Annotated in this window: 21 protein-coding genes; 5 read left to right on the top strand and 16 right to left on the bottom strand. The window is 59.4% G+C overall.

Going from position 1 to position 20,225, the window contains the following annotated elements; translation table 11 throughout:
• Positions 1–42: 42 nt before the first annotated feature.
• On the bottom strand, positions 43–411 hold the full coding sequence (locus ACEQFP_RS07660; protein ID WP_035599385.1) for a hypothetical protein: 369 nt from the start codon (positions 409–411) through the stop codon (positions 43–45).
• Positions 412–548: 137 nt separating this feature from the next.
• Between ACEQFP_RS07660 and ACEQFP_RS07655 the strand changes: the two genes are divergently transcribed.
• Both ACEQFP_RS07655 and asr read left to right on the top strand, forming a co-directional pair.
• A complete protein-coding gene (locus ACEQFP_RS07655) occupies positions 549–935 on the top strand; it encodes a DUF4186 domain-containing protein (protein WP_005288355.1) in 387 nt (128 codons plus the stop codon).
• A gap of 130 nt (positions 936–1,065) precedes the next feature.
• The gene (asr, locus tag ACEQFP_RS07650; RefSeq protein ID WP_396464109.1) at positions 1,066–1,560 is read left to right on the top strand and encodes an acid resistance repetitive basic protein Asr; all 495 of its coding nucleotides are present in this window, start codon (positions 1,066–1,068) and stop codon (positions 1,558–1,560) included.
• 85 nt (positions 1,561–1,645) lie between these two features.
• Here the strand turns inward: asr and ACEQFP_RS07645 are convergent, their stop codons facing one another.
• Positions 1,646–2,392 carry a trans-aconitate 2-methyltransferase gene (locus tag ACEQFP_RS07645; protein ID WP_047059421.1) on the bottom strand — a complete coding sequence of 249 codons (747 nt, stop codon included), beginning with the start codon at positions 2,390–2,392 and terminating at the stop codon, positions 1,646–1,648.
• Between the two features lie 293 nt (positions 2,393–2,685).
• Entirely contained in the window at positions 2,686–3,897 is a 1,212-nt protein-coding gene (fabB, locus tag ACEQFP_RS07640; protein WP_005288367.1) for a beta-ketoacyl-ACP synthase I, read from the bottom strand.
• 171 nt (positions 3,898–4,068) lie between these two features.
• On the opposite strand from fabB, the gene mnmC reads away from it, so the two are divergent.
• Positions 4,069–6,168 (top strand): bifunctional tRNA (5-methylaminomethyl-2-thiouridine)(34)-methyltransferase MnmD/FAD-dependent 5-carboxymethylaminomethyl-2-thiouridine(34) oxidoreductase MnmC, encoded by a 2,100-nt coding sequence (gene mnmC, locus ACEQFP_RS07635; protein WP_370547281.1) that lies wholly within the window; start codon positions 4,069–4,071, stop codon positions 6,166–6,168.
• Between the two features lie 74 nt (positions 6,169–6,242).
• Here mnmC and ACEQFP_RS07630 read toward each other — a convergent pair whose 3' ends face one another.
• The 6 genes from ACEQFP_RS07630 to prmB all read right to left on the bottom strand — a co-directional run bounded on the left by ACEQFP_RS07630 (position 6,243) and on the right by prmB (position 11,240).
• Complete coding sequence (locus ACEQFP_RS07630) at positions 6,243–6,515, bottom strand: YfcL family protein (RefSeq protein ID WP_005294498.1); 273 nt, start codon at positions 6,513–6,515, stop codon at positions 6,243–6,245.
• Between the two features lie 38 nt (positions 6,516–6,553).
• Positions 6,554–7,102, bottom strand: a complete 549-nt coding sequence (locus ACEQFP_RS07625; protein WP_370547280.1) for an elongation factor P hydroxylase — start codon at positions 7,100–7,102, stop codon at positions 6,554–6,556.
• Between the two features lie 87 nt (positions 7,103–7,189).
• Positions 7,190–7,990 carry a sulfite exporter TauE/SafE family protein gene (locus ACEQFP_RS07620; RefSeq protein WP_005288383.1) on the bottom strand — a complete coding sequence of 267 codons (801 nt, stop codon included), beginning with the start codon at positions 7,988–7,990 and terminating at the stop codon, positions 7,190–7,192.
• A 309-nt stretch (positions 7,991–8,299) separates the two neighbouring features.
• Positions 8,300–9,121, bottom strand: a complete 822-nt coding sequence (gene mepA, locus ACEQFP_RS07615; protein ID WP_370547279.1) for a penicillin-insensitive murein endopeptidase — start codon at positions 9,119–9,121, stop codon at positions 8,300–8,302.
• 13 nt (positions 9,122–9,134) lie between these two features.
• A complete protein-coding gene (aroC, locus tag ACEQFP_RS07610; RefSeq protein ID WP_005288389.1) occupies positions 9,135–10,220 on the bottom strand; it encodes a chorismate synthase in 1,086 nt (361 codons plus the stop codon).
• 87 nt (positions 10,221–10,307) lie between these two features.
• The gene (gene prmB, locus ACEQFP_RS07605; protein ID WP_068870614.1) at positions 10,308–11,240 is read right to left on the bottom strand and encodes a 50S ribosomal protein L3 N(5)-glutamine methyltransferase; all 933 of its coding nucleotides are present in this window, start codon (positions 11,238–11,240) and stop codon (positions 10,308–10,310) included.
• A gap of 216 nt (positions 11,241–11,456) precedes the next feature.
• On the opposite strand from prmB, the gene smrB reads away from it, so the two are divergent.
• Entirely contained in the window at positions 11,457–12,002 is a 546-nt protein-coding gene (smrB, locus tag ACEQFP_RS07600; RefSeq protein ID WP_005288395.1) for an endonuclease SmrB, read from the top strand.
• Positions 12,003–12,043: 41 nt separating this feature from the next.
• Here the strand turns inward: smrB and sixA are convergent, their stop codons facing one another.
• Positions 12,044–12,520 (bottom strand): phosphohistidine phosphatase SixA, encoded by a 477-nt coding sequence (gene sixA / locus ACEQFP_RS07595; RefSeq protein ID WP_005294491.1) that lies wholly within the window; start codon positions 12,518–12,520, stop codon positions 12,044–12,046.
• Positions 12,521–12,902: 382 nt separating this feature from the next.
• The gene (locus ACEQFP_RS07590) at positions 12,903–13,199 is read right to left on the bottom strand and encodes a YfcZ/YiiS family protein (protein WP_005294489.1); all 297 of its coding nucleotides are present in this window, start codon (positions 13,197–13,199) and stop codon (positions 12,903–12,905) included.
• 399 nt (positions 13,200–13,598) lie between these two features.
• Between ACEQFP_RS07590 and fadL the strand changes: the two genes are divergently transcribed.
• Positions 13,599–14,918, top strand: coding sequence for a long-chain fatty acid transporter FadL (fadL, locus tag ACEQFP_RS07585; protein ID WP_005288411.1), 1,320 nt, complete (start codon positions 13,599–13,601; stop codon positions 14,916–14,918).
• Positions 14,919–15,162: 244 nt separating this feature from the next.
• Here fadL and mlaA read toward each other — a convergent pair whose 3' ends face one another.
• From mlaA to ACEQFP_RS07560, 5 genes are all read right to left on the bottom strand, one after another.
• Positions 15,163–15,930 carry a phospholipid-binding lipoprotein MlaA gene (gene mlaA / locus ACEQFP_RS07580; RefSeq protein WP_005288417.1) on the bottom strand — a complete coding sequence of 256 codons (768 nt, stop codon included), beginning with the start codon at positions 15,928–15,930 and terminating at the stop codon, positions 15,163–15,165.
• Positions 15,931–16,001: 71 nt separating this feature from the next.
• On the bottom strand, positions 16,002–17,216 hold the full coding sequence (ccmI, locus tag ACEQFP_RS07575) for a c-type cytochrome biogenesis protein CcmI (protein ID WP_370547278.1): 1,215 nt from the start codon (positions 17,214–17,216) through the stop codon (positions 16,002–16,004).
• Complete coding sequence (locus tag ACEQFP_RS07570) at positions 17,213–17,713, bottom strand: cytochrome c-type biogenesis protein (RefSeq protein ID WP_005288424.1); 501 nt, start codon at positions 17,711–17,713, stop codon at positions 17,213–17,215. The genes ccmI and ACEQFP_RS07570 overlap by 4 nt, the downstream gene beginning before the upstream one ends.
• Entirely contained in the window at positions 17,710–18,264 is a 555-nt protein-coding gene (locus tag ACEQFP_RS07565) for a DsbE family thiol:disulfide interchange protein (protein ID WP_005288427.1), read from the bottom strand. The genes ACEQFP_RS07570 and ACEQFP_RS07565 overlap by 4 nt, the downstream gene beginning before the upstream one ends.
• Positions 18,261–20,225 carry a heme lyase CcmF/NrfE family subunit gene (locus tag ACEQFP_RS07560; RefSeq protein ID WP_068870612.1) on the bottom strand — a complete coding sequence of 655 codons (1,965 nt, stop codon included), beginning with the start codon at positions 20,223–20,225 and terminating at the stop codon, positions 18,261–18,263. The genes ACEQFP_RS07565 and ACEQFP_RS07560 overlap by 4 nt, the downstream gene beginning before the upstream one ends.

The raw sequence follows: 20,225 nt of genomic DNA, 5'->3' as shown, positions 1-20,225 counted from the left end.
CCGCCAATAAACGTAAGAGAGGACGCGTACTCACGTCCGACGTTATTCGCGGAAGACACACAACCTAAGATGGAGACGCCGTTGCGCCGGTGAGCAGACCGGTGGCCGATGGCCGATGAGATCGCTAAGACGACGCAATGGGCAGAGAAGCAGGAGCAGGAAGGTCAGCAAGGCGAGCGCCAGATGCTCGACGGCTAGCGGTGGCGCACTCAGCAACATCTTGACCCCCAACGAACAGGCGGCCGGCGCGCTTCCCTCTTCTTGACTGTCCGAGAGAGAGAACGACGAGGCGGCCCAGGGCGGCGACACGCTAAGCTGAGGTACGCCCGCCATACGCTGACTGGTGCAGACCAGCACCACCAGGCAAGCAAGCGCCAACAACACTTTCGCCATCCTTGTCTGTCGCACCATCGCCACCCCCATGATTTACTGAGGTTATCTTACCCGAGCGAGCGTAATTCACAATCCTCTGTCTGAATACGCCTCGGCCAAACGCACAGATTGTCATCCCTGCGTAAAAGGGGCATGGTAATAGCTCCTTATCTGGCATGGAGGTTAGCGTGTTACCCCTCTCCGCCGACGTCTGGCAACGGCTACAACGCTCGAGGTTCCGACGCCGCTTTCGCCTCGGCAACGCCGAGTGGCGCTACCTGGAGCGCCAAGGCATGACTCAGGTATTGCGCCACGCTCACGACTTTATTGATGCACGCCTCGCTCCGGCTCAACCGCCCAACGATGGCCGCCAAACCCCGATGCGAGGACACCCGGTCTTTATCGCCCAGCATGCCACCGCCACCTGTTGCCGCGGTTGCCTCGCGAAGTGGCACCACATCCCGGCCGATCGCGCGTTAACAGGCGGGGAGAAGCTGTACATCTTAGCCTTGCTGGCATACTGGCTGGCCATTCAGACGCCTCCCGAACCACCAGCACGCTAACTCGAGCGTTTGTACATACGGTTACTTACCGACACCAAACACACACGGACAATCGTAACGCCAATACCTAACATATCCTCAACGGCTCCACTGCGGGGCTAATCAAACAGCGAATATTGAGGATAGCAAAATGAATAAAGTATTAGCTCTGGTTGTTGCTGCTGCGATGGGCCTCTCTTCTGCCGCGTTCGCTGCCGAACAGACTGCCGCCCCGGCCGCCTCCCCGGTCGCACACAGCGCCACCCCAGCCGCTCAGGATGCTGGCGCGGTCAAACATCACAGCAAGAAGCATCATAAGAAGGCGACGACTGAGCAGAAAGCCCAGGCCGCCAAGAAAGTCCATCACAAGAAGGCTGCCGTAGAACAGAAAGCCCAGGCCGCCAAGAAAGTGCACCACAAGAAGGCTGCCGTAGAGCAGAAAGCCCAGGCCGCTAAGAAAGTGCACCACAAGAAGGCTGCCGTAGAGCAGAAAGCCCAGGCCGCCAAGAAAGTGCACCACAAGAAGGCTGCCGTAGAACAGAAAGCCCAGGCCGCCAAGAAAGTGCACCACAAGAAGGCTGCCGTAGCTCAGAAAGCCCAGGCCGCCAAGAAAGTCCATCACAAGAAGGCCGCTGCCAAAGCCTAAACGCGCGCTCAGCATGCCCCCCCTCGACACCCGACCATCAGGCTCGGGTGTCTTTTTTTATCTCACCTCGGTCGCACGCCGATCCTCAACGACGGAGGCGGCAGATAAAGGCCGTCACGTCGAAGTTAACCCGCACATCGCGCTCCCCGCTGGCGGAGAGCAATGCCAACAAGCGTTTGGCATACTCCGGGCCCCCCTGCTCCGCCATATAGCGTGTTACATAACTGGTCGACAGGAAAAACGTCGCCAATTGCGCCACGCTCAAGGTCAAAATATTGGGGAATAGCTGACGCTGACTGTGTTGTAGATTGGGCTGGATCTGCATCAGCTCCAGCGTGTCATCGTAGTCCACTAAACGCCGATCGCGGAACGGCGCCCAACGCGTCGCCAGCTCATACTCCACCACGTCGCGCAGCGGCCCGTAGACCAACGGAAACTCATAACGGTAGGCGCAGAAGATCCCTCCCGGCTGCAACAACTGCGCCATCCGCGACAGCATCAATGGCCGATCCATCCAGTAGAAGGCGGTCGCACAGGTCAACAAGTCGACCGGTTGCGGCGGGGTAAAGAGCTCGGCCTTCGCCACATCGAAGGTCAACTGCGGGTAATTCTGCCGTGCCAACGCGACCAGTGCCTCATCGCGATCGCAACCCGCGACCTGGGAAAAATAGGTCTGCAAACGCGCGCTGGAGAAACCACTGCCACAGCCCAGATCTAACGCGCGATCATGGTGGGTACACTGGCGCGCGAGAAACTGATACAGCGCCTCGGGATAACGGATCAACGCCCGGATTTGTTGATAGGCAATAGCGTAATGGTTGAGCTGTCCCATAGTTTTTCCTTTGGGTGATGACGCCGGCGTCATCGCGCCGTGGTTATGAGTGTACCGATCCCGACGCCGGATACCAGGCATAAAAAACGCGGTTTGGCGCACAAAGTGACGTAAACAGCTAAACCGTATTCTCCCCTTGAGATCACTCCCTCACCGTGTGGTTAGCCATAAAAAGAGCGACAACAGCAGAGGCAGAGGCGTTGAAAAGAAAAACCCCCTTGCCGACAACGCGGTCGACAAGGGGGAGATATCATTACGCTACCCGCCATCGCGGGTAGGCTTGGCCGATACGCTTACTTATGCTTACGCATCACCAGCGTGGCGTTGGTGCCGCCGAAGCCGAAGCTGTTGGACATCACCACATCCAGCTCACGCTCGGTCATCTCGGTGACGATGTTCATCCCGGCAGCCTGCTCATCCAGCTCTTCGATGTTGATGCTCGGTGCGATAAAGCCATGCTCCAGCATCAACAGGGTATAGATAGCCTCATGAACCCCCGCCGCACCCAACGCATGACCCGTCATGGCCTTGGTTGAGGAGATAGCCGGCGTCTGATCGCCGAAAACTTCGCGGATGGCACCCAGCTCTTTCACGTCACCAACCATGGTGGATGTACCGTGTACGTTCAGGTAGTCAACCGGCTTATCCAGATCCTGCATCGCCATCTGCATGCAGCGTGCCGCACCTTCGCCTGACGGGGCAACCATGTCGTAACCGTCAGAGGTCGCACCGTAGCCGACGATCTCGGCATAGATGTGCGCGCCACGCGCCAGTGCATGCTCCAACTCTTCCACGACCACGATGCCGCCGCCACCGGAGATGACGAAACCATCACGCTTGGCGTCGTAGGTACGGGACGCTTTTTCCGGCGCATCGTTGTAATGGGTAGACAACGCCCCCATGGCATCAAACTCACACGCCAGCTCCCAGCACATCTCTTCCCCGCCGCCGGCGAAGACCACGTCCTGTTTACCCAGCTGGATCATCTCTACCGCATTGCCGATACAGTGTGCCGAGGTGGCGCAAGCGGAGCTGATGGAGTAGTTAACACCACGGATCTTAAACGGCGTCGCCAGGCAGGCAGAGACACCCGAAGCCATCGCCTTGGTGACCATGTAAGGGCCAACGCCACGAATACCGCGAGAACGCATGCCATCGGCACCGGCAACCTGGTTACGCGGAGAACCGCCGCCAGAGCCGACGATCAGACCGGTTCGGTTATTGGAAACCATCTCGTCCGTCAGGCCAGAATCTTTGATCGCTTCCTGCATCGACAGATAAGCATAGATCGATGCATCGCTCATAAAACGCATCACCTTGCGGTCGATCAGACCAGTGGTGTCCAACTTGATGTTGCCCCACACCTGGCTACGCATACCGGCTTCCTGCAATTCAGGCGCAAAGGTGATCCCCGAACGCCCTTCTTTCAGAGACGCCAGCACCTCCTGTTGGTTGTTACCGATACTGGAAACAATACCCAAGCCAGTAATCACTGCACGTTTCATTCATTACCTCGTGAAAAAATTATGTCATTCGGGATACGAGTCGCACTTTAGCGTACACCTGTACGCCGAGGCAAGTCCGATCAGCGCTGGTAAAACCAGATCGCGTGAAATTTGCTGCCCCGTCCACAGACCGTTAAAATCATGCACTGGCTGATTTCGCGGTAAAAAAATGTGAACCATACATCGATACAGGGTGCATCGCTGAGCTGGAATCAACAGGGTACCCCTGTTTCACAGCAGTTTGACGACGTCTACTTTTCCAATCAGGATGGACTGGCGGAGACGCGCCATGTCTTCTTACAGGGCAATGCGCTACCTCAGCGCTGGCAGGAGCCGGGCCGAGCGAGCTTTACCGTCGCCGAAACCGGATTCGGTACCGGACTCAACTTCCTCACCCTGTGGCAAGCCCACGCGGCCTGCCTACAAGAGGCGCCCGAGCACGCGCCGCGCCGCCTGCACTTCATCAGCTTCGAAAAGTATCCGCTGCAACGCGACGATCTGCGGGCGGCGCACGCCGCCTGGCCGGAGTTAGCCCAATTCAGCGCACAACTGTGCGCTGTATGGCCCGATGCCTTGCCCGGTTGCCACCGCCTACATCCGGCGCCGCACATCACCCTGGATCTGTGGTTCGGCGATATCAACACGCTATTGCCACAGTTACCCGATGGGCTAGATGGCCACATCGATGCCTGGTTTCTCGATGGCTTCGCCCCGGCGAAAAACCCAGATATGTGGACCCAGACGCTGTTCGACACCATGCTGCGGCTGGCGCGTCCCGGCGCCACCTTCGCCACCTTTACCGCCGCCGGTTTCGTGCGGCGCGGTTTGTTACAGGCCGGCTTCGAGGTCAACAAGGTCAAGGGATTCGGGCAGAAACGTGAGTGCCTGGCGGGTCGTCGCCCCCTGGCGCTCCCCGCCGCGCCCGCCCGCGCGCCCTGGTATGCCCGTCCGGCGGCGACACGCCCGGATGAGGTGGCCCTGATCGGCGGCGGGATCGCCTCGGCCCTGTGCGCCTTGGCGCTATTACGCCGTGGTAGCCGCGTCACCCTGTACTGCGCGGATGCCCGCGCTGGCGAAGGGGCTTCCGGTAATCGCCAAGGGGCGCTCTATCCCCTGCTTAACGGGCGTGGCGATGCCTTAGAGCGTTTCTATGCCCGCGCCTTTCCCTACGCCCGGCGCTGCTATGATGCGCTGGCCGAGCAGGGCATGACGTTCGCCCATCAATGGTGTGGCGTGAGTCAACTGGGTTACGATGACGCCAGCCGACGCAAGATTACGCAGCTGCTGGCCGCCGGTTGGCCTGCGTGGCTAGTCCAAGGCGGCGATGCCGCCGCCTTGAGTGAGCGCTGTGCCCTGCCGTTACCCCACGGCGGCGTCAGCTACCCGCTCGGCGGCTGGCTGGATCCGGGGCAATTGACCCGCCAGGCGCTGGCATTGGCCGAACAACAGGGCGCCGTCTTGCACTTCAACCAGCGCGTGACGCAACTGCAACGCGAGCCACAAGGTTGGCTGCTACAACTGGCCGACGGCGCGCAACGGCGGCATGGCTGCGTAGTACTGGCCGCGGGCGCCGAGATGGATCAATTTAGCCAAAGCCGTGCACTGCCGCTCTATCCGGTGCGTGGCCAAGTCAGTCATATTCCCAGCGCGCCGGCACTGGCGGGGCTACGTCAGGTGTTATGCTACGACGGTTACCTGACGCCCTGTAGCCCGGACTACGGTAGCCATTGTATCGGCGCCAGCTACCGACGAAACTGCCGTGACCTCGCCTATAGCCCACAGGAGCAACAGGAGAATCGCCAACGGCTGATCGACTGCCTGGGGCAGAGTCGCTGGCCCCAACAGGTCGATGTCAGCGCTGGCGAGGCGCGGGTCGGCGTGCGTTGTGCCGTGCGCGACCATCTTCCCTTAGTCGGTGCGTTACCGGATCAGCCTGCGCTGCAAGCCTGTTACGCCCCCGACGCGCGCTACGACGCCACGACGGCGCCATTAGCGCCCACTCATCCGGATCTGTTTATTCTCGCCGCGCTCGGCTCGCGCGGTTTGTGCAGCGCGCCGCTGTGCGCCGAACTGCTGGCCGCCCAGATCCACGATGAGGCGCTGCCGCTGGAGCAGGATCTGCTGGCGGCACTCAGCCCCAACCGTTTCTGGGTACGTAAGTGGTTAAAGGGAAAGGGAAAGGGAAAGGAGCAGCGCGAGTCCCGCGCCGTGTCAGCGTCAGCGTCAGCGTCAGCCAGCGATAGCGATGACGCTACCCGCGTACAGCGCTGATGTGCGACGGCGTTGACGCGCGCCAACGGCAACGCAGGCGGGGGAGATCATTCACCCCGCCTCAATCTCTGCCGTTATTGCGCGCGCTGGTAGAGGTCTTGCCACAAGTTATATACCAACGCCTGATCGGGTGGAGAGAGTTCACCGGCATGAATGGCGCGGGCCAAACTGGCGCGCACCGCCGCGTCCAGCTGGGCTGGCGTCGCCTGCGGCAAGGGCTCCACCTCCGCCACCGCCAGGGTCAGATGGCCGCGCAGGTAGCCGCCGGCAAACAGGTCATCGTCGCTGGCATGCTCAACCATCTCGTCGATCAGTGCCAGAATACGGCATTCAAACTCTGCAATCATTGCGTTTCCTTGGATTGGGGGATCGATTACGCCCGCCGTCACTGCAACGCTTCCGGGTAAGGGAAGGCGTCCGGACTCAGCGCTGGGGTATTGTAAAACGATTGTAACGCCTGGACAAAGCGCGCCGCACGCGGCGGGATCCCCTGCGCCAGGTAGGCCAAGACTTGCTCACGAACCCGACGCTGAAAGGCGATCCTATCGGGATCAAAATTCCCCTCCAGATTATCGCAACTCACGTTGAAAGGGTAACCGGCCGCAACGCAGAACAGCCAGTCCAACGCCTGCGGTTTCACCTCGACCACCTCGAACTGCGCCTGCGTCGCGGCATCGCGTCCGTCGGGGCAGTACCAGTAGCCGTAGTCCTCCAGACGACGTCGTGCCTCACCGGCGATACACCAGTGGGAGATCTCATGCAGGGCGCTGGCATAATAGCCATGGGCGAAGATGATTCGGTGCTGCACATCCGTCTCATCGGCGGGCAGGTAGATGGGTTCCTCCTCGCCGGCCACCAGGCGAGTCTGATACTCCTGACCGAAGGTCTGCGCGAACAGATCGATTAACTGCTGATAATGATGGGTTACAGACATGGATATCTACGACTCTCATAAAGAAGTAAGGGACGGCGCCGTGCCGTGCGCGGCGATTGTCGCACAGGCGGCAGCGGCTTGCACCCGTTACCCCCATTGCCGCAGCCAGGTCAGGATTTCATCGCCATGATTGTCAAACAGCAACTTCGCGCTCATGATCAGCGACATCGTCACGATCATCGGTCGGATCAGCTTCTGCCCCTTGGTGAGCACCATCCGTGCGCCGAGGCGCGCGCCGATCACCTGCCCCACCAGCATCAATAATCCGACGACCCAGACGACATTCCCGCCGAGGATAAAGAACAGGAGCGAGGCCGCATTGGAGGTGAAATTAAGGACCTTGGCGTGCGCCGTCGCCTTGGGGAGGGTCAAGCCAAGCAGCATCACATAGGCCAGGGCGTAGAATGACCCCGCCCCGGGGCCGAAGAAGCCATCATAAAAGCCGACGCAAGCCCCCCCGACGACAGCGAATAGCGCTATCCCGATACGCGGTATCCCCTCGCTTGCACCCAACGACGGGGTCAACAGGAAGTAAATACCGACGCAGATAACTAAGTAGGGTAACAACTGGCGCAGAATATCAGCCTGGAGGCATTGCACCAGCACGGTACCGATGGCGGAGGCCAGAAAGGTCAGTAAGATGACCCACTTCTGCTGGGCCAGATTCACCACCCGACGGCGCACAAAATAGAGACTGGCGGAAAAAGAGCCTCCCACCGACTGCAACTTATTGGTGGCCAGCGCCTGTGCCGGCGGCAGGCCGGCGGCCAATAATGCCGGCACCGTCAGCAGGCCACCGCCGCCGGCGATGGCATCGATAAAACCGGCGAATAACGCCACGCAAAACAGAATCCCGATCAACTCGGGGGAAAGCAACAGTGTTTCCATAATCCTTGCCTAAACCGTCACATCGTGTTGTGTCTGTCCTGTATCACACCGGCATTATCAGGCATAAAAATCATATGCAGCGTTATGTGATTTAGACCGCTAATTAGCGCGTTATCATGACAAACTATTTATACGACGTAACTGACTTTTATCATGTCGCCGTGTCCGCCGCTGGCTAGCGGCGCTATGCGGCTGTCGCCGAGGAGGATCTGAGGCGGAAACAGGCTGGCATCACGTCGCGCCGCGGCTTAGCGCGCGCAGTAACCTGCGCACGCCGGCTCATCAGGCCGACGTGGCGATGCCGTATGCTTAGTCGTGCAATTGTGCCAGTAACGCCTGACAAGCCGGCGGCAACGGCGGTGGGGTGCGCGGTTTAGCCGGTGCGCTGGGCGCCGACGGCGGCAAGAACCAGCTAGCCAGCTCTGCGCCGCAGCCATCACCCGGCGGGGGTGGCACCTGCGCCTCACAGGTCGTACTGCCCGGTGGACAATTCAACCGCACATGCATATGCGCCCGATGGGCGAACCAGGGACGCACCTTATGCAGCCACTGGCGATCGTCGCCCGCCGTGTCGCAAAGTTGGCGCTTGATCGCCGGATTGACGAAGATGCGTGACACCTGCGCATCCTCGGCGGCCAGCTTAATCAGCTCACCAATCTTGGGCGACCAGCGCGAGGGGATCACCCGCTCCCCGCCGACCGCCACCAGATCCTGCGGCACCGGCTGGCGTAACTGTTGTTGACTCCAGCGCTGCTGAGGCAGTTGCAGCCAAATATCCACATCTAGCCCCGACTGATGGCTGGCATGACCGCCGTTGAAGCGCCCGCCTGCCGGCATCGCCATGTCGCCGATCAGCACGGTACCCAGATGTTGCACCTTGGCCTGCTCGCTCAAGCGCTCGATAAACGCCAGCAACGTCGGATGGCCGAAGTAACGCCGCTGTTGGCTACGCATCACCTGGTAATCCGGCGAGGCCAACGGCAACGCCTGGGCGCCGATGATACAGCCGTTAGCATAACTGCCGATGGCCTGAGCGGGTCCCACCACCGGTTGAGTGATGCGCTGCCAAGGCGTCTGAGCGCATACCGGCCAGACGCAGAGCGCCAGTAATAATCCCCAGCCACATCTCATCGTCCGCACTCCTTTACCAACGCGGTACCGTGCAGACCACATCCGCACACTGCGCCCGCTGGCGCAACAGGTGATCCATCAGCACCAGGGCCATCATTGCCTCGGCGATCGGCACCGCACGGATCCCGACACAGGGATCGTGGCGGCCACGCGTCACCATGGTCGTCGCCTCCCCTTCACGCGTGATGGTTTGCCCCGGCACCATAATGCTTGAGGTTGGCTTCAGCGCCAGACGAGCCAACAGCGGCTGACCGCTACTGATCCCACCCAAGATGCCACCGGCATGGTTGCTCAAGAAACCCGCCGGCGTGATCTCGTCGCGATGCTCGCTGCCGCGTTGCGCCACCACCGCGAAACCGTCACCGATCTCCACCCCTTTCACCGCGTTAATGCTCATCAACGCATGAGCCAAATCGGCATCCAGGCGATCGAACACCGGCTCGCCCAATCCAGGCGGCACGCCCGTCGCCATCACCATCACTTCGGCGCCGATCGAATCGCCGCTTTTCTTCAGATCACGCATCAACGCGTCCAGCGCCGCCAGTTGTTGCACATCGGGACAGAAGAAGGGATTGTGCTCAACCTGCTCCCAGTCATACTGCTGGCAGGCGATCGCCCCCATGCGCGATAGGCAGGCGCGGATGGTAATGCCATGCTGCTGGCTGAGGTATTTTTTGGCGATGGCGCCGGCGGCCACACGCATCGCCGTCTCGCGCGCCGAGGAGCGGCCACCGCCCCGGTAGTCGCGCAGGCCATATTTCTGCTCATAGCTGTAGTCGGCATGCCCCGGGCGAAACAGATCCTTGATGGCGCCGTAATCCTGCGAGCGCTGATCGGTATTCTCGATCAACAGGCCGATGCTGGTACCGGTCGTGACCCCGTCGAAGACACCGGAGAGGATGCGTACACGATCCGCCTCCCGTCGCGCAGTGGTGTAGCGCGAGCTGCCGGGACGACGACGATCGAGATCGTGTTGCAGATCCGCTTCGCTCAACGCCATGCCCGGCGGCACACCGTCCACGATGCACCCCAGCGCCGCACCATGCGACTCGCCGAAGGTGGTGACCCTAAATACCTGCCCAATGCTGTTTCCCGCCATGTCACTCTCCTGGTTACCCTGACACCATCAGGGGACTGCCTCTCTTTGCACTCGGTTTAGGGGCAGGCATAGCGCCTGCGCGACGGATCAGCTGCGATAAAGCGCGAAGTGATCGGCACACGCCAGCAACTGCTGACGGGTCAACATAAATACCCCGTCGCCGCCGTTATCGAACTCCAACCAGACGAACGGGATGTCCGGATACTGCGCCATCAGATGTACCATGCTGTTACCGACCTCGCAGATCAGCACCCCATCGTCGCTCAGATAGTCCGGCGCGCAAGCCAGGATACGGCGGACCAGCTTCAGGCCATCGCTGCCAGCGGCCAGGCCCAGTTCCGGTTCATGACGAAACTCATCCGGCAGATCGGACATGTCTTCTTCGTCGACGTAGGGGGGGTTGGTGACGATCAGGTCATAACGCAACGCCGGCAGCTCACGGAACAGATCGGAGCGGATCGGCGTAACCTGTTGCTCCAGGCCATGCTGCTGGATGTTGTGCTCGGTCACCTCCAACACCTCACCGGAGATATCCACCGCGTCCACCTCGGCCTCGGGGAAGGCATAGGCACAGGCGATGGCGATGCAGCCGCTACCGGTACACATGTCTAAAATATGTTGCGGCGAGCCGCTGAGCAGGCCGGCGAAGCGGTTGTCGATCAGCTCACCGATCGGCGAGCGCGGTACCAAGACCCGCTCATCGACATAGAATTCATGCCCGCAGAACCACGCCTTATTCGTCAGGTAGGCAACCGGGATACGCTCATTGATTCGGCGGATCACCCGCTCGACGATGCGATGGCGCTCACTCAGGGTCAGGCGCGCATTGCGCATCTCTTCGGGGATATCCATCGGCAGGTAGAGGGTCGGTAGCACCAGTTGCACCGCCTCATCCCAGGGGTTATCCGTGCCGTGGCCGTAGTAAACCTCCGCGGCGTTAAAGCGGCTGACGCTCCAGCGCAGCATATCCTGAATGGTGTGCAGTTCGTTTACCGCTTCGTCGACGAAAATTTTGTCCAAAGTAGCCTCCAGCAGCGCTCGGAAAGTCATGCCTCACGGCATGGATTACAGATAGAATTGACTCGTGCCCAGGCGGGCACCGTAACGGCGTAGTGTGCCATGAAGCCACGGACAAATCAGCAAGGAATCCATTAAGACCGCGGTTTTACTTAGCGTCGCGCCCATCTGCGGTTACACTATTCGCTCTAGGTCAGCCATCAGCGAATACTCACAGCAATGAGCAAGAAACATTCCATCAGCAGCGATGACGCGGCGCTGTTCCGTACCTCTATCGCCGGAACGCGCCGATTCCGTCAAGATACCGTCACGCACCGCCCTGCACGTATTACGCGTCAGGCCGCACCGCAGAAGGTATTACAGGAGCAGATCGATGCCAGCTTCTATTTTTCCGATGAGTTTCAGCCCAATCTGAGTAGCGAGGGACCGACCCGCTACGTGCGGCCAGACATCAGCCATTTTGAGCTCAAGCAATTGCGACGGGGGGACTATTCTCCAGAGATGTTCCTGGATCTGCACGGTTTGACCCAACAGCAGGCCAAACAGGAGCTAGGGGCCTTGATCGCCGCCTGTCGGCGGGAGCATCTGTGCTGTGCCTGCGTCATGCACGGTCACGGCAAGCACGTGCTCAAACAACAAACCCCACTCTGGTTAGCCCAGCACCCCGATGTGCGCGCCTTTTATCAGGCGCCGCGCGAATGGGGCGGCGATGCCGCACTGCTGGTATTGATCGACGTTGACGAGCGGGAGACGCCGCGCCGCTAAAGGGAATGGCGGCGTCGTCATCGGGCCAAGCACACAGACGATTAGGCGATATCCGCGATCTGCGCCGGGCTGACCTGCCATTCGAAGACCCCGCCATCTTCCGCCAGGGTAACGGCTGCGATCGCCGAGGTAGAGAACATCGGTGGTGCTTCCTGTGGGCACAGGGATGAGACCAGGTAACCGACCAGCGGAAGGTGAGAGATGATCAGGACGTGCTGCGATTCTTGCGCCGCCAATGCCTCGAGGTAACTGGCGGTCACATCGGCATCACCGCCGGGCACCAGCTCGTTCAATACCTCGACCTCTTGCGGCAGCGCCAAGACTTCCCGCAATGCGGCCAGCGTCTGTTGCGCGCGGAGGTAGGGACTGACTAATACGCGATCGATTCGCGCCACTCTGTGCGCCAGCCACGCCGCCATACGTACCGACTCATCATGACCCGCCAGCGTCAACGGACGTTGCGCATCGCTTGCCGCTTCAAGCGCCGCCTCGCCATGACGCATAATAAAAACTTGCATATTGCACCGCTACTATGGGTAAACACCGACGCTACCGTGCGTGGCCCTTACACCCTGATGGAAAGAAAATATCGTTGCTCAATGCATCCTTTACCGGCATTCACCGGAAGAGCAAAGGATAACTATCGGGTCGTCGCCTGGTTATTGTGGTTGCGCGGCGCGACCGCTTGATACTGCCGGCAACGTTCTAACTCCGTGCCGTAGGAAGGGAAACTACCCCGTTCACCCACAGCTGTACAGCATTGCCGGGGAAAAGAGTTGCAGCCAGTGATCCGCCTCTCATCCACGCGTCATAACGTGCGACTGTACTGACGAGGCGAGATTCATGCGACGATAAAAAACGCACGGTTTCCCGTGCGTCCGTGATTCTGCTGAGGCTAACTTAGCGCAGACCCAGTTGGAAAATCAGCGTCTCGGCTTGGCAGCAAAATACAAAGTCGATGTTCAGCTCGTAACCCTGCTCACTCTCGATGATGCTGCTAGTGATCTGGCATGGCTCAGACTCCACGGCTCGCGCCTTCTCCGTCAGCGTCGCCAGCATGGCCTCGGCCTCTCCCTGACTGGCGAACAGATGACGATAAGATGCGGTGCAGTCGGTGTTATCCATCACGGTACCTACGTCTACGCAACAACATGCCGCCGTTTCAGTCGCGCTGCATTTATTGATGGCATCGGTCATTTCACTTATCTCCTCATGGGGGCAGAGGCCCCGATAGTCGTGCCAATGATGATCTGGCTCAAAAAATAAGATATTTACGCTTATTTTACCTCGACTACCTAGCCCGCACTAGCACCAGAGACGAGGAATTGTATGTCGTCGCGTAACGCCGATCCTCAGCGATAAATCGGCCTTTTTTTACCCATTCTCGCCATAAAACACAACAAAAACAAAGAAAAACCAACAATTAATATACAATAAGCGCATGAATCACTAGCACATTTTCATAACATTCAACCTGAAATTCGCCGAATCCTACGACTGGTCTGATTTGTTAGACCGCCGTACACCCCTACAATCCGCCGCTCCTTGTTACGATGTGTAACATTGCTTAAAAAAAGTTCTGCGAGGCTTCGGATTATGCGCCCACAAAAACTGTTTACTCGATCGGCGTTAGCCGCAGCAGTAGCTCTACTCTCTTCCGCCAACGCGTATGCCGCGGGTTTTCAGCTCAATGAGTTCTCGGCCGCGGGGCTGGGACGCGCCTTCTCTGGTGAGGGGGCGATGATCGATACACCGGCCTCCGCCAGTCGTAACCCGGCCGTACTGAGTACCTTCGACCGTCCGGCCCTTTCCGTCGGCGGCATCTATATCGATCCCGGCGTCGATATCACCGGTACCTCGCCAACGGGACAGAGCCTGAATGCGCACAACATCGCGCCAAGCGCCCTGATCCCTAACCTGCACTATGTGCAGCCGCTGAATGACCATTGGTCCATCGGTGCCTCCGCCACCAGTAACTACGGTCTGGCTACCGAGTTCAGCGATAACTACACCGCCGGTGCCTTTGGCGGCACCACCGATCTGATGACGGCTAACTTCAACCTGAGCACCGCCTACCGCCTCAATCAGCAGTGGAGCTTCGGTCTGGGTGTCAACGCGGTCTACGCTAAAGCGAAGATCGAGCGTTATGCCGGCGATCTGCCGCTGATCATCGGCAGCAAACTGCCGCCAAAGTACCAAAATATCGCCATGGGTATCCAACCGAATACCCAGATCGCCGACCTGAAAGGTCACACCTGGGGCTATGGCTGGAACGCCGGGATCCTGTATCAGATCGACGAGCGTAACCGCTACGCCCTAACCTACCGCTCCGAAGTGAAACTTGACTTCAAAGGCGACTACAGCAGCGCGCTGCCTTCCAAGGCGAACCCAATCCTCGGCCTGATCGGTCTGCCGATGGGTAGCGATGGCCAGGTCATTCCGGGCAAGCTGAGCATGACGCTGCCGGCAATGCTGGAGGTCTCCGGCTATAACCGCGTAGCACCGCAGTGGGCCATCCACTATAGCCTCGCCTATACCACCTGGAGTCAGTTCAAAGAACTGAAGGCGACCGATAACGACAACGATACCCTGTTCCAAAAAGACGAGCAGTTCCACGATGCCTATCGTATGGCGCTGGGTGCCACCTATTACTACGACGATAACTGGACCTTCCGTGGCGGCGTCGCCTTCGATGCCACGCCGGTACCGGCTGAGCACCGTTCTATCTCCATCCCGGATCAGAACCGTGCCTGGCTGAGCGGCGGCTTTAGCTACGCCTTCAATCGAGATCTCTCCGTGGACGTCGGCGCCTCCTATATGCACGGCTCCCACGTCAACTTCAAAGAAGGCCCCTATCAGTTCCGCTCTGTCGGCAAAGCCTGGCTGTACGGTGCCAACGTCAACTACGCCTTCTAAGGCTAGCTAGCGCGTTTAATCGTTCAGTAGCGCCCTTCGGGGCGCTTTTTTATGCCGCGACCTCATCTCCCCCTGCCCCGCCTTACCTGCACCGTTCATTACCCCGCCCCGCCTCACTCCCCACACCCTAGATAACGGGAATGCACTTCCCGGACGCGGGTAAGAGCAACGCATCCCCGCCCTAACAGGGGACGCGAGAGACAAAAAAGGCGCCCATTGGGCGCCGATCCTCAGCAACACGACCTCAGTTTGCCGAGTCGATATCCTTCAGATCATCCTGAATCGCCTGCGCATTCGGATTCACCTCGGGTTTAACCTGACCGCCATTCGCCAGGAAGTCGTTGTACTGGAAGTAAGCCTCACGCACCGTGATATAAGGATCGGGCGAGCTACGCAACAGCCCATCGGAATCCAACAACTGCGCACGCGTCTCAATGCCCTCCAAGGCCCACTTACCGGCCGACATCCAGAAGGTCAACCAGCTCAACGGGGGATACAGATGGTCCACGGCATCGCCGCCATCCTCACGCAAGGTAAAGCTACCGTAGACAGGCAGCACCAGGTAGGGACCATAAGGCACATGATAATAGCCCAACGTACTACCGAAACCCTGCGGATCCTGCTTACCCAGCTTCGTCGGATTCGCCATCGCGGCGACATCGATCAACCCGCCCAGGCCGAGAGTGGAGTTCAGGAAGAAACGGTTAAAATGACGGAAACCATCATAGATACGTCCTTCGGCGAAGCTATTCACCATGCTGGCCGGTTCGGACAGGTTAACAAAGAAGTTCATCAGTCCGTTACGCGCCGGACGGGGAACATAGTCGCGCCATACCACCGCCATCGGTCGTACCACATAAGGGTCGAGATAGTCGTAGTTGACACTGAACATGGCCCGGTTAAACCCTTCCAGCGGATCGGTTCGCCCTTGGGAATCCGGTTGGGAAGTGCTCGTCGCACAGCCAGCCAATACCACGCTTGCCAGAGCCACTCCCGCCAGACGATATTTCATAATTCACTCCATAAACAAGAACGCCCCTGTACGGGGCGCCCTTAATACCAACATCTCCAGCAGTGAGCCGCTTACGGCGTCTGCCTATTGAGGGTTATCGCTACCGTTTTACCGCTAGTATAGGGTAAAACTGCACTTTCTCCGAACACATTGCTCGCGCCCTCTGCCGCTCCCTCGGCCGGTGCTACCTGCACCCGCACCTGGAACTGGCTTAACGACGAGAGCAGGTGTTCCGGCATCATGGCATCGCTGTCCGACAGGGTTACCGACTGAGGGAAGTGACCTAACGGCAGACGCTTGACCGCCACTGGCAACGGGTTCTTACCGTCGGTTACGGTGATCAGCAACTGACTCCCCGGCGCTAATTGCCGCTCCAAGGCGGGAGCCATCGCGATATCGACCCGTACCTGGGCGGCATCGATCCCGGCCTGTACCCGAGCCTGAGCGATACTACGCTCGATCATGTCACGACGCCGATCGTCCGGCGGAAACAGCTTCAGCATCATCTCCCAGGCGCCAATCGCCTGACGGTACTCCCCCTGCTCGAAAGCATTAAAGGCCAGCAGACTCAGCACCTGGGTATTCTGGTGATCTTGGCTAAGCAAGCGACGCAGCAAGACCGACGCGTCACGGTTATCCTGCTCATCGCTGGATCGCGTCAGCACTTCCGCATAGCCCAGAGCCACCTCCGGTTCATTGGGCGCCAGTTTATAGGCATGGGCGAACGCCTGTGTCGCCGTCGTGGCGTTATTCAACGCCATACCGATACGTCCCAGCATGACCCAGTCCGCCACGTTGTTAGGATGCTGTTGTAACTCGGTACGCAACCCCAACCCCAGACGCGCCAACTCTTCACGATCCAGCGGCTTCTGCGCCTCATTCATCACCCGTTCGCGCAGTTGTGGCATCTGCGCCATCACCTGATGCCATTCGGCGACCTGACGCCAACCACCGGTCTTCAGATAGACGCCGAGTGATAAGGCCACCAATACCACCAAGCCCGGTAATAACGCCCAGCGACTGAGCGGGGCCGCGCGCCGAGTCTGCTCACCCGGCACGTCATTCAGCAGATTATGCTGCAGATCGGCCAGCATCTCCGCATGCCCCTCGACAATCCCCTGCGCCTCATCCTGTTCCAGCTCACGCAGGCGTTGATGATAGAGTTGGGTATTCAAACGATCGCGATCCGCCGCGCTAAGCTCGCGTGGGGTGCGCAACGCGGGGATCAAGAACAACGCCGCCGCACCCACCAGCAACAGCAGCACTATCAGCCAAAAGGTTATCATCGATGCTCTCCGTCATCATCCTGGTTGAGCAGGCGCTGTAGGCGCCGTTGCTCGGCGGCGCTAAGCGCTGAAGGCGTCACGCCCTCCCCCTCAGCCGGCGAAGCGGGGCGACGGCGGGCGAGACGCACCAAGATCCACACCCCGCCGAGGATCGCCAATACCGGCCCGATCCACAGGATCAATGTCGCCGGTGTCACCGGCGGCTCATAGGTCACAAAGTTGCCGTAACGCGCCACCATATAATCCACCACCTGCTGCTGGTTATACCCTTGCTGCATCAGCTCATACACCTTCTGGCGCATGTCCGAGGCAATGATAGAGTTAGAGTCGGCAATGCTATTATTCTGGCATTTGGGGCAACGTAACTGCTCCGTCAGCTCGCGGTATTGCTGTTCCTGCTGCTCACTGGTGAAGTTGTAGGTGTCGATCACCGCCGCCCACAACAACCCCGGCAGGAGAAGCCCCAGCGCCAGTAGCGCACTGCGTAGTGCGGTCATGATTGCCCTCCCTGATATTTCAACCACAGTGGTTCGATCTCTTCTTTCCAGACTCGCTCATTGAGATCACCGGCGTGGCGATAACGAATGATGCCGTTGCCATCGATCAGGAAGGTCTCCGGCGCACCGTATACCCCCAGATCCAACCCCAACATGCCATCGCCGTCATACAGGCTCAGGGCATAAGGATTACCCAGCTCATTCAGCCACTTGATCGCCTTCTGACGATCATCCTTATAGTTCAAGCCAACCACACGTACCCCGCGGGCTGCCAGCGTGTTCAAATACTTATGCTCGGCATAGCAGGTCGGACACCAGGTCGCCCAGACGTTGAGTAGCAGCGGCTTGCCATCGTGCAATACCGACTGGCTATAGGTCTTCCCCGGCGTATCCAGCGAGGCCAAACGGAAGGTGGGTACCGGTTTCCCGATCAACGCCGACTCCAGCAGGGTCGGATCTTCCCCGTCGGCATTACGCTGCAACTGCACCAGGAAGGCCACGACCAACAGTAAAAACAGCACCAGCGGGACAAAAAGCCATTTACGATTCATGCTGTTTTCTTCTCCTGACTCTCCGCCGTACGGCGCGAACGGTAACGCGGATCCAGCATACACAACAGCCCACCCACAGCCATCAGCACGCCGCCATACCAGATCCAACGAACAAAGGGTTTGTAGTACAGACGCACCGCCCAGACACCGTCGGACAACTCCTCACCCAGCGCAGCGTACAGATCGCGTGTCAGACCGCCATCCACCGCTGCCTCGGTCATCATGCTGCGCGCATTGGTGTAGAAGCGCTTCTCGGCACGTAGAATGGTTTCCAGCTGATCGTTACGGATCACATCGATCAACGCCTCCCCCCCGGTATAGTTGGGACCGCTGATCTCATGCACATCACGGAACACGAAGCGATAGTCGCGGATCTGTAGGCTGTCGCCCGACTTCATCCGCACATCGCGCTCGATGCTATAGTTCTGGCTAAAGGCGATACCAATCACCGTCACCGCGACCCCCAGATGCGCCAGCACCATGCCCCAATGGCTACGTGATAGCTTACCCAGACCACGCCATAGGCCGTCACGATGAGTCGCCCGCTGATACAACTCCACCAGCGTCAGCACTACCACCCACAACGCCATGACTAGCCCGACCACCGTCATCGCCACGATGCGATCCTGCAGCCACCACGGCAACAGCAACGCCAATAACACGCTGATCACCAGGGCACACAGCAGCGGTTTACGCAGCCGACCTAAGGTATCACGCCGCCAACGCACCAACGGCCCAATCCCCAACAGCAGGGCAAACGGCACCATCAGGTAAGTAAACATGGTATTGAAGAACGGCTCACCGATGGAGATGCTGCCCAGTCCCAGCTGCTTATGCACCAACGGCAGCAGGGTACCCAGCAGCACCACCAGCGTGGCCGCCACCAACAGCACGTTGTTGCCGAGCAACAGCGTCTCACGGGAGAACAGCTCATGGCGGGTATAACTACGCACCTGGCCACCGCGCAGCGCATACAGCAGCAGCGAGCCACCGATCACCACCACCAGATAGGCGAGGATGAACATGCCACGCGCCGGATCGGAGGCGAAGGCGTGAACCGAGACCAACACCCCGGAGCGCACCAGGAAGGTGCCCAATAGACACAGTGAGAAGGAGGTGATAGCCAGCAACACCGTCCAAGCCTTGAAGGTCCCACGCTTTTCGGTGACGGCCAGCGAATGCAGCAACGCGGTCCCCGTCAGCCACGGCATTAACGAAGCGTTCTCCACCGGATCCCAGAACCACCAGCCCCCCCAGCCCAACTCATAGTAGGCCCAGAACGAACCGAGGACGATGCCCAGGGTGAGGAATACCCAGGCGGCCATGGTCCAGGGACGCGACCAACGCGCCCAGGCGGTATCCAACCGCCCGGCCATCAGCGAGGCGATGGCGAAGGCGAAGGCCACCGAGAAACCGACATAGCCCATGTACAACAACGGTGGATGGAAGATCAGCCCGACATCTTGCAGCAAGGGGTTCAGATCACGTCCGTCGATGGGAAAGCCAGGCAACGTGCGAATAAAGGGATTCGAGGTAAGCAGGATGAACAGCAAAAAGCCGATATTGATCATCCCCATCACCGCGAGCACACGGGCGACCGAGTCTTGCGGCATGCGGCGGCTCAACAATGCCACCGCCAGCGTCCACCAACTCAGCAGCATGACCCACAGCAGCAACGAGCCCTCATGCGAGCCCCAGGTCGCCGCGATACGGAAGTAGACCGGCAACTGCGAGTTAGAGTTGGCCGCCACATAGGCTACGCTGAAGTCGTTGGCGACAAAAGCATACACCAGGCAGGCAAAAGCGAGAGTGATGCTGGCGAATAACCCGAAGGCCAATGGCCGCGCCAGCGCCATCATCCGCGCGTCGTTACGTGCCGCGCCCCAGCTAGGGTAGACGCTGAGCAGCACCGACACCGCTAACGCCAACGACAGAAGAAAATTACCGATCTCAGGGATCAT

Origin of the sequence: Edwardsiella sp. A.80236, assembly GCF_044540725.1 — a bacterium.
Classification (GTDB): domain Bacteria; phylum Pseudomonadota; class Gammaproteobacteria; order Enterobacterales; family Enterobacteriaceae; genus Edwardsiella; species Edwardsiella tarda.
Note: the sequence above shows the minus strand (reverse complement) of the source record. Positions and strands in the feature narration are given on the sequence as shown.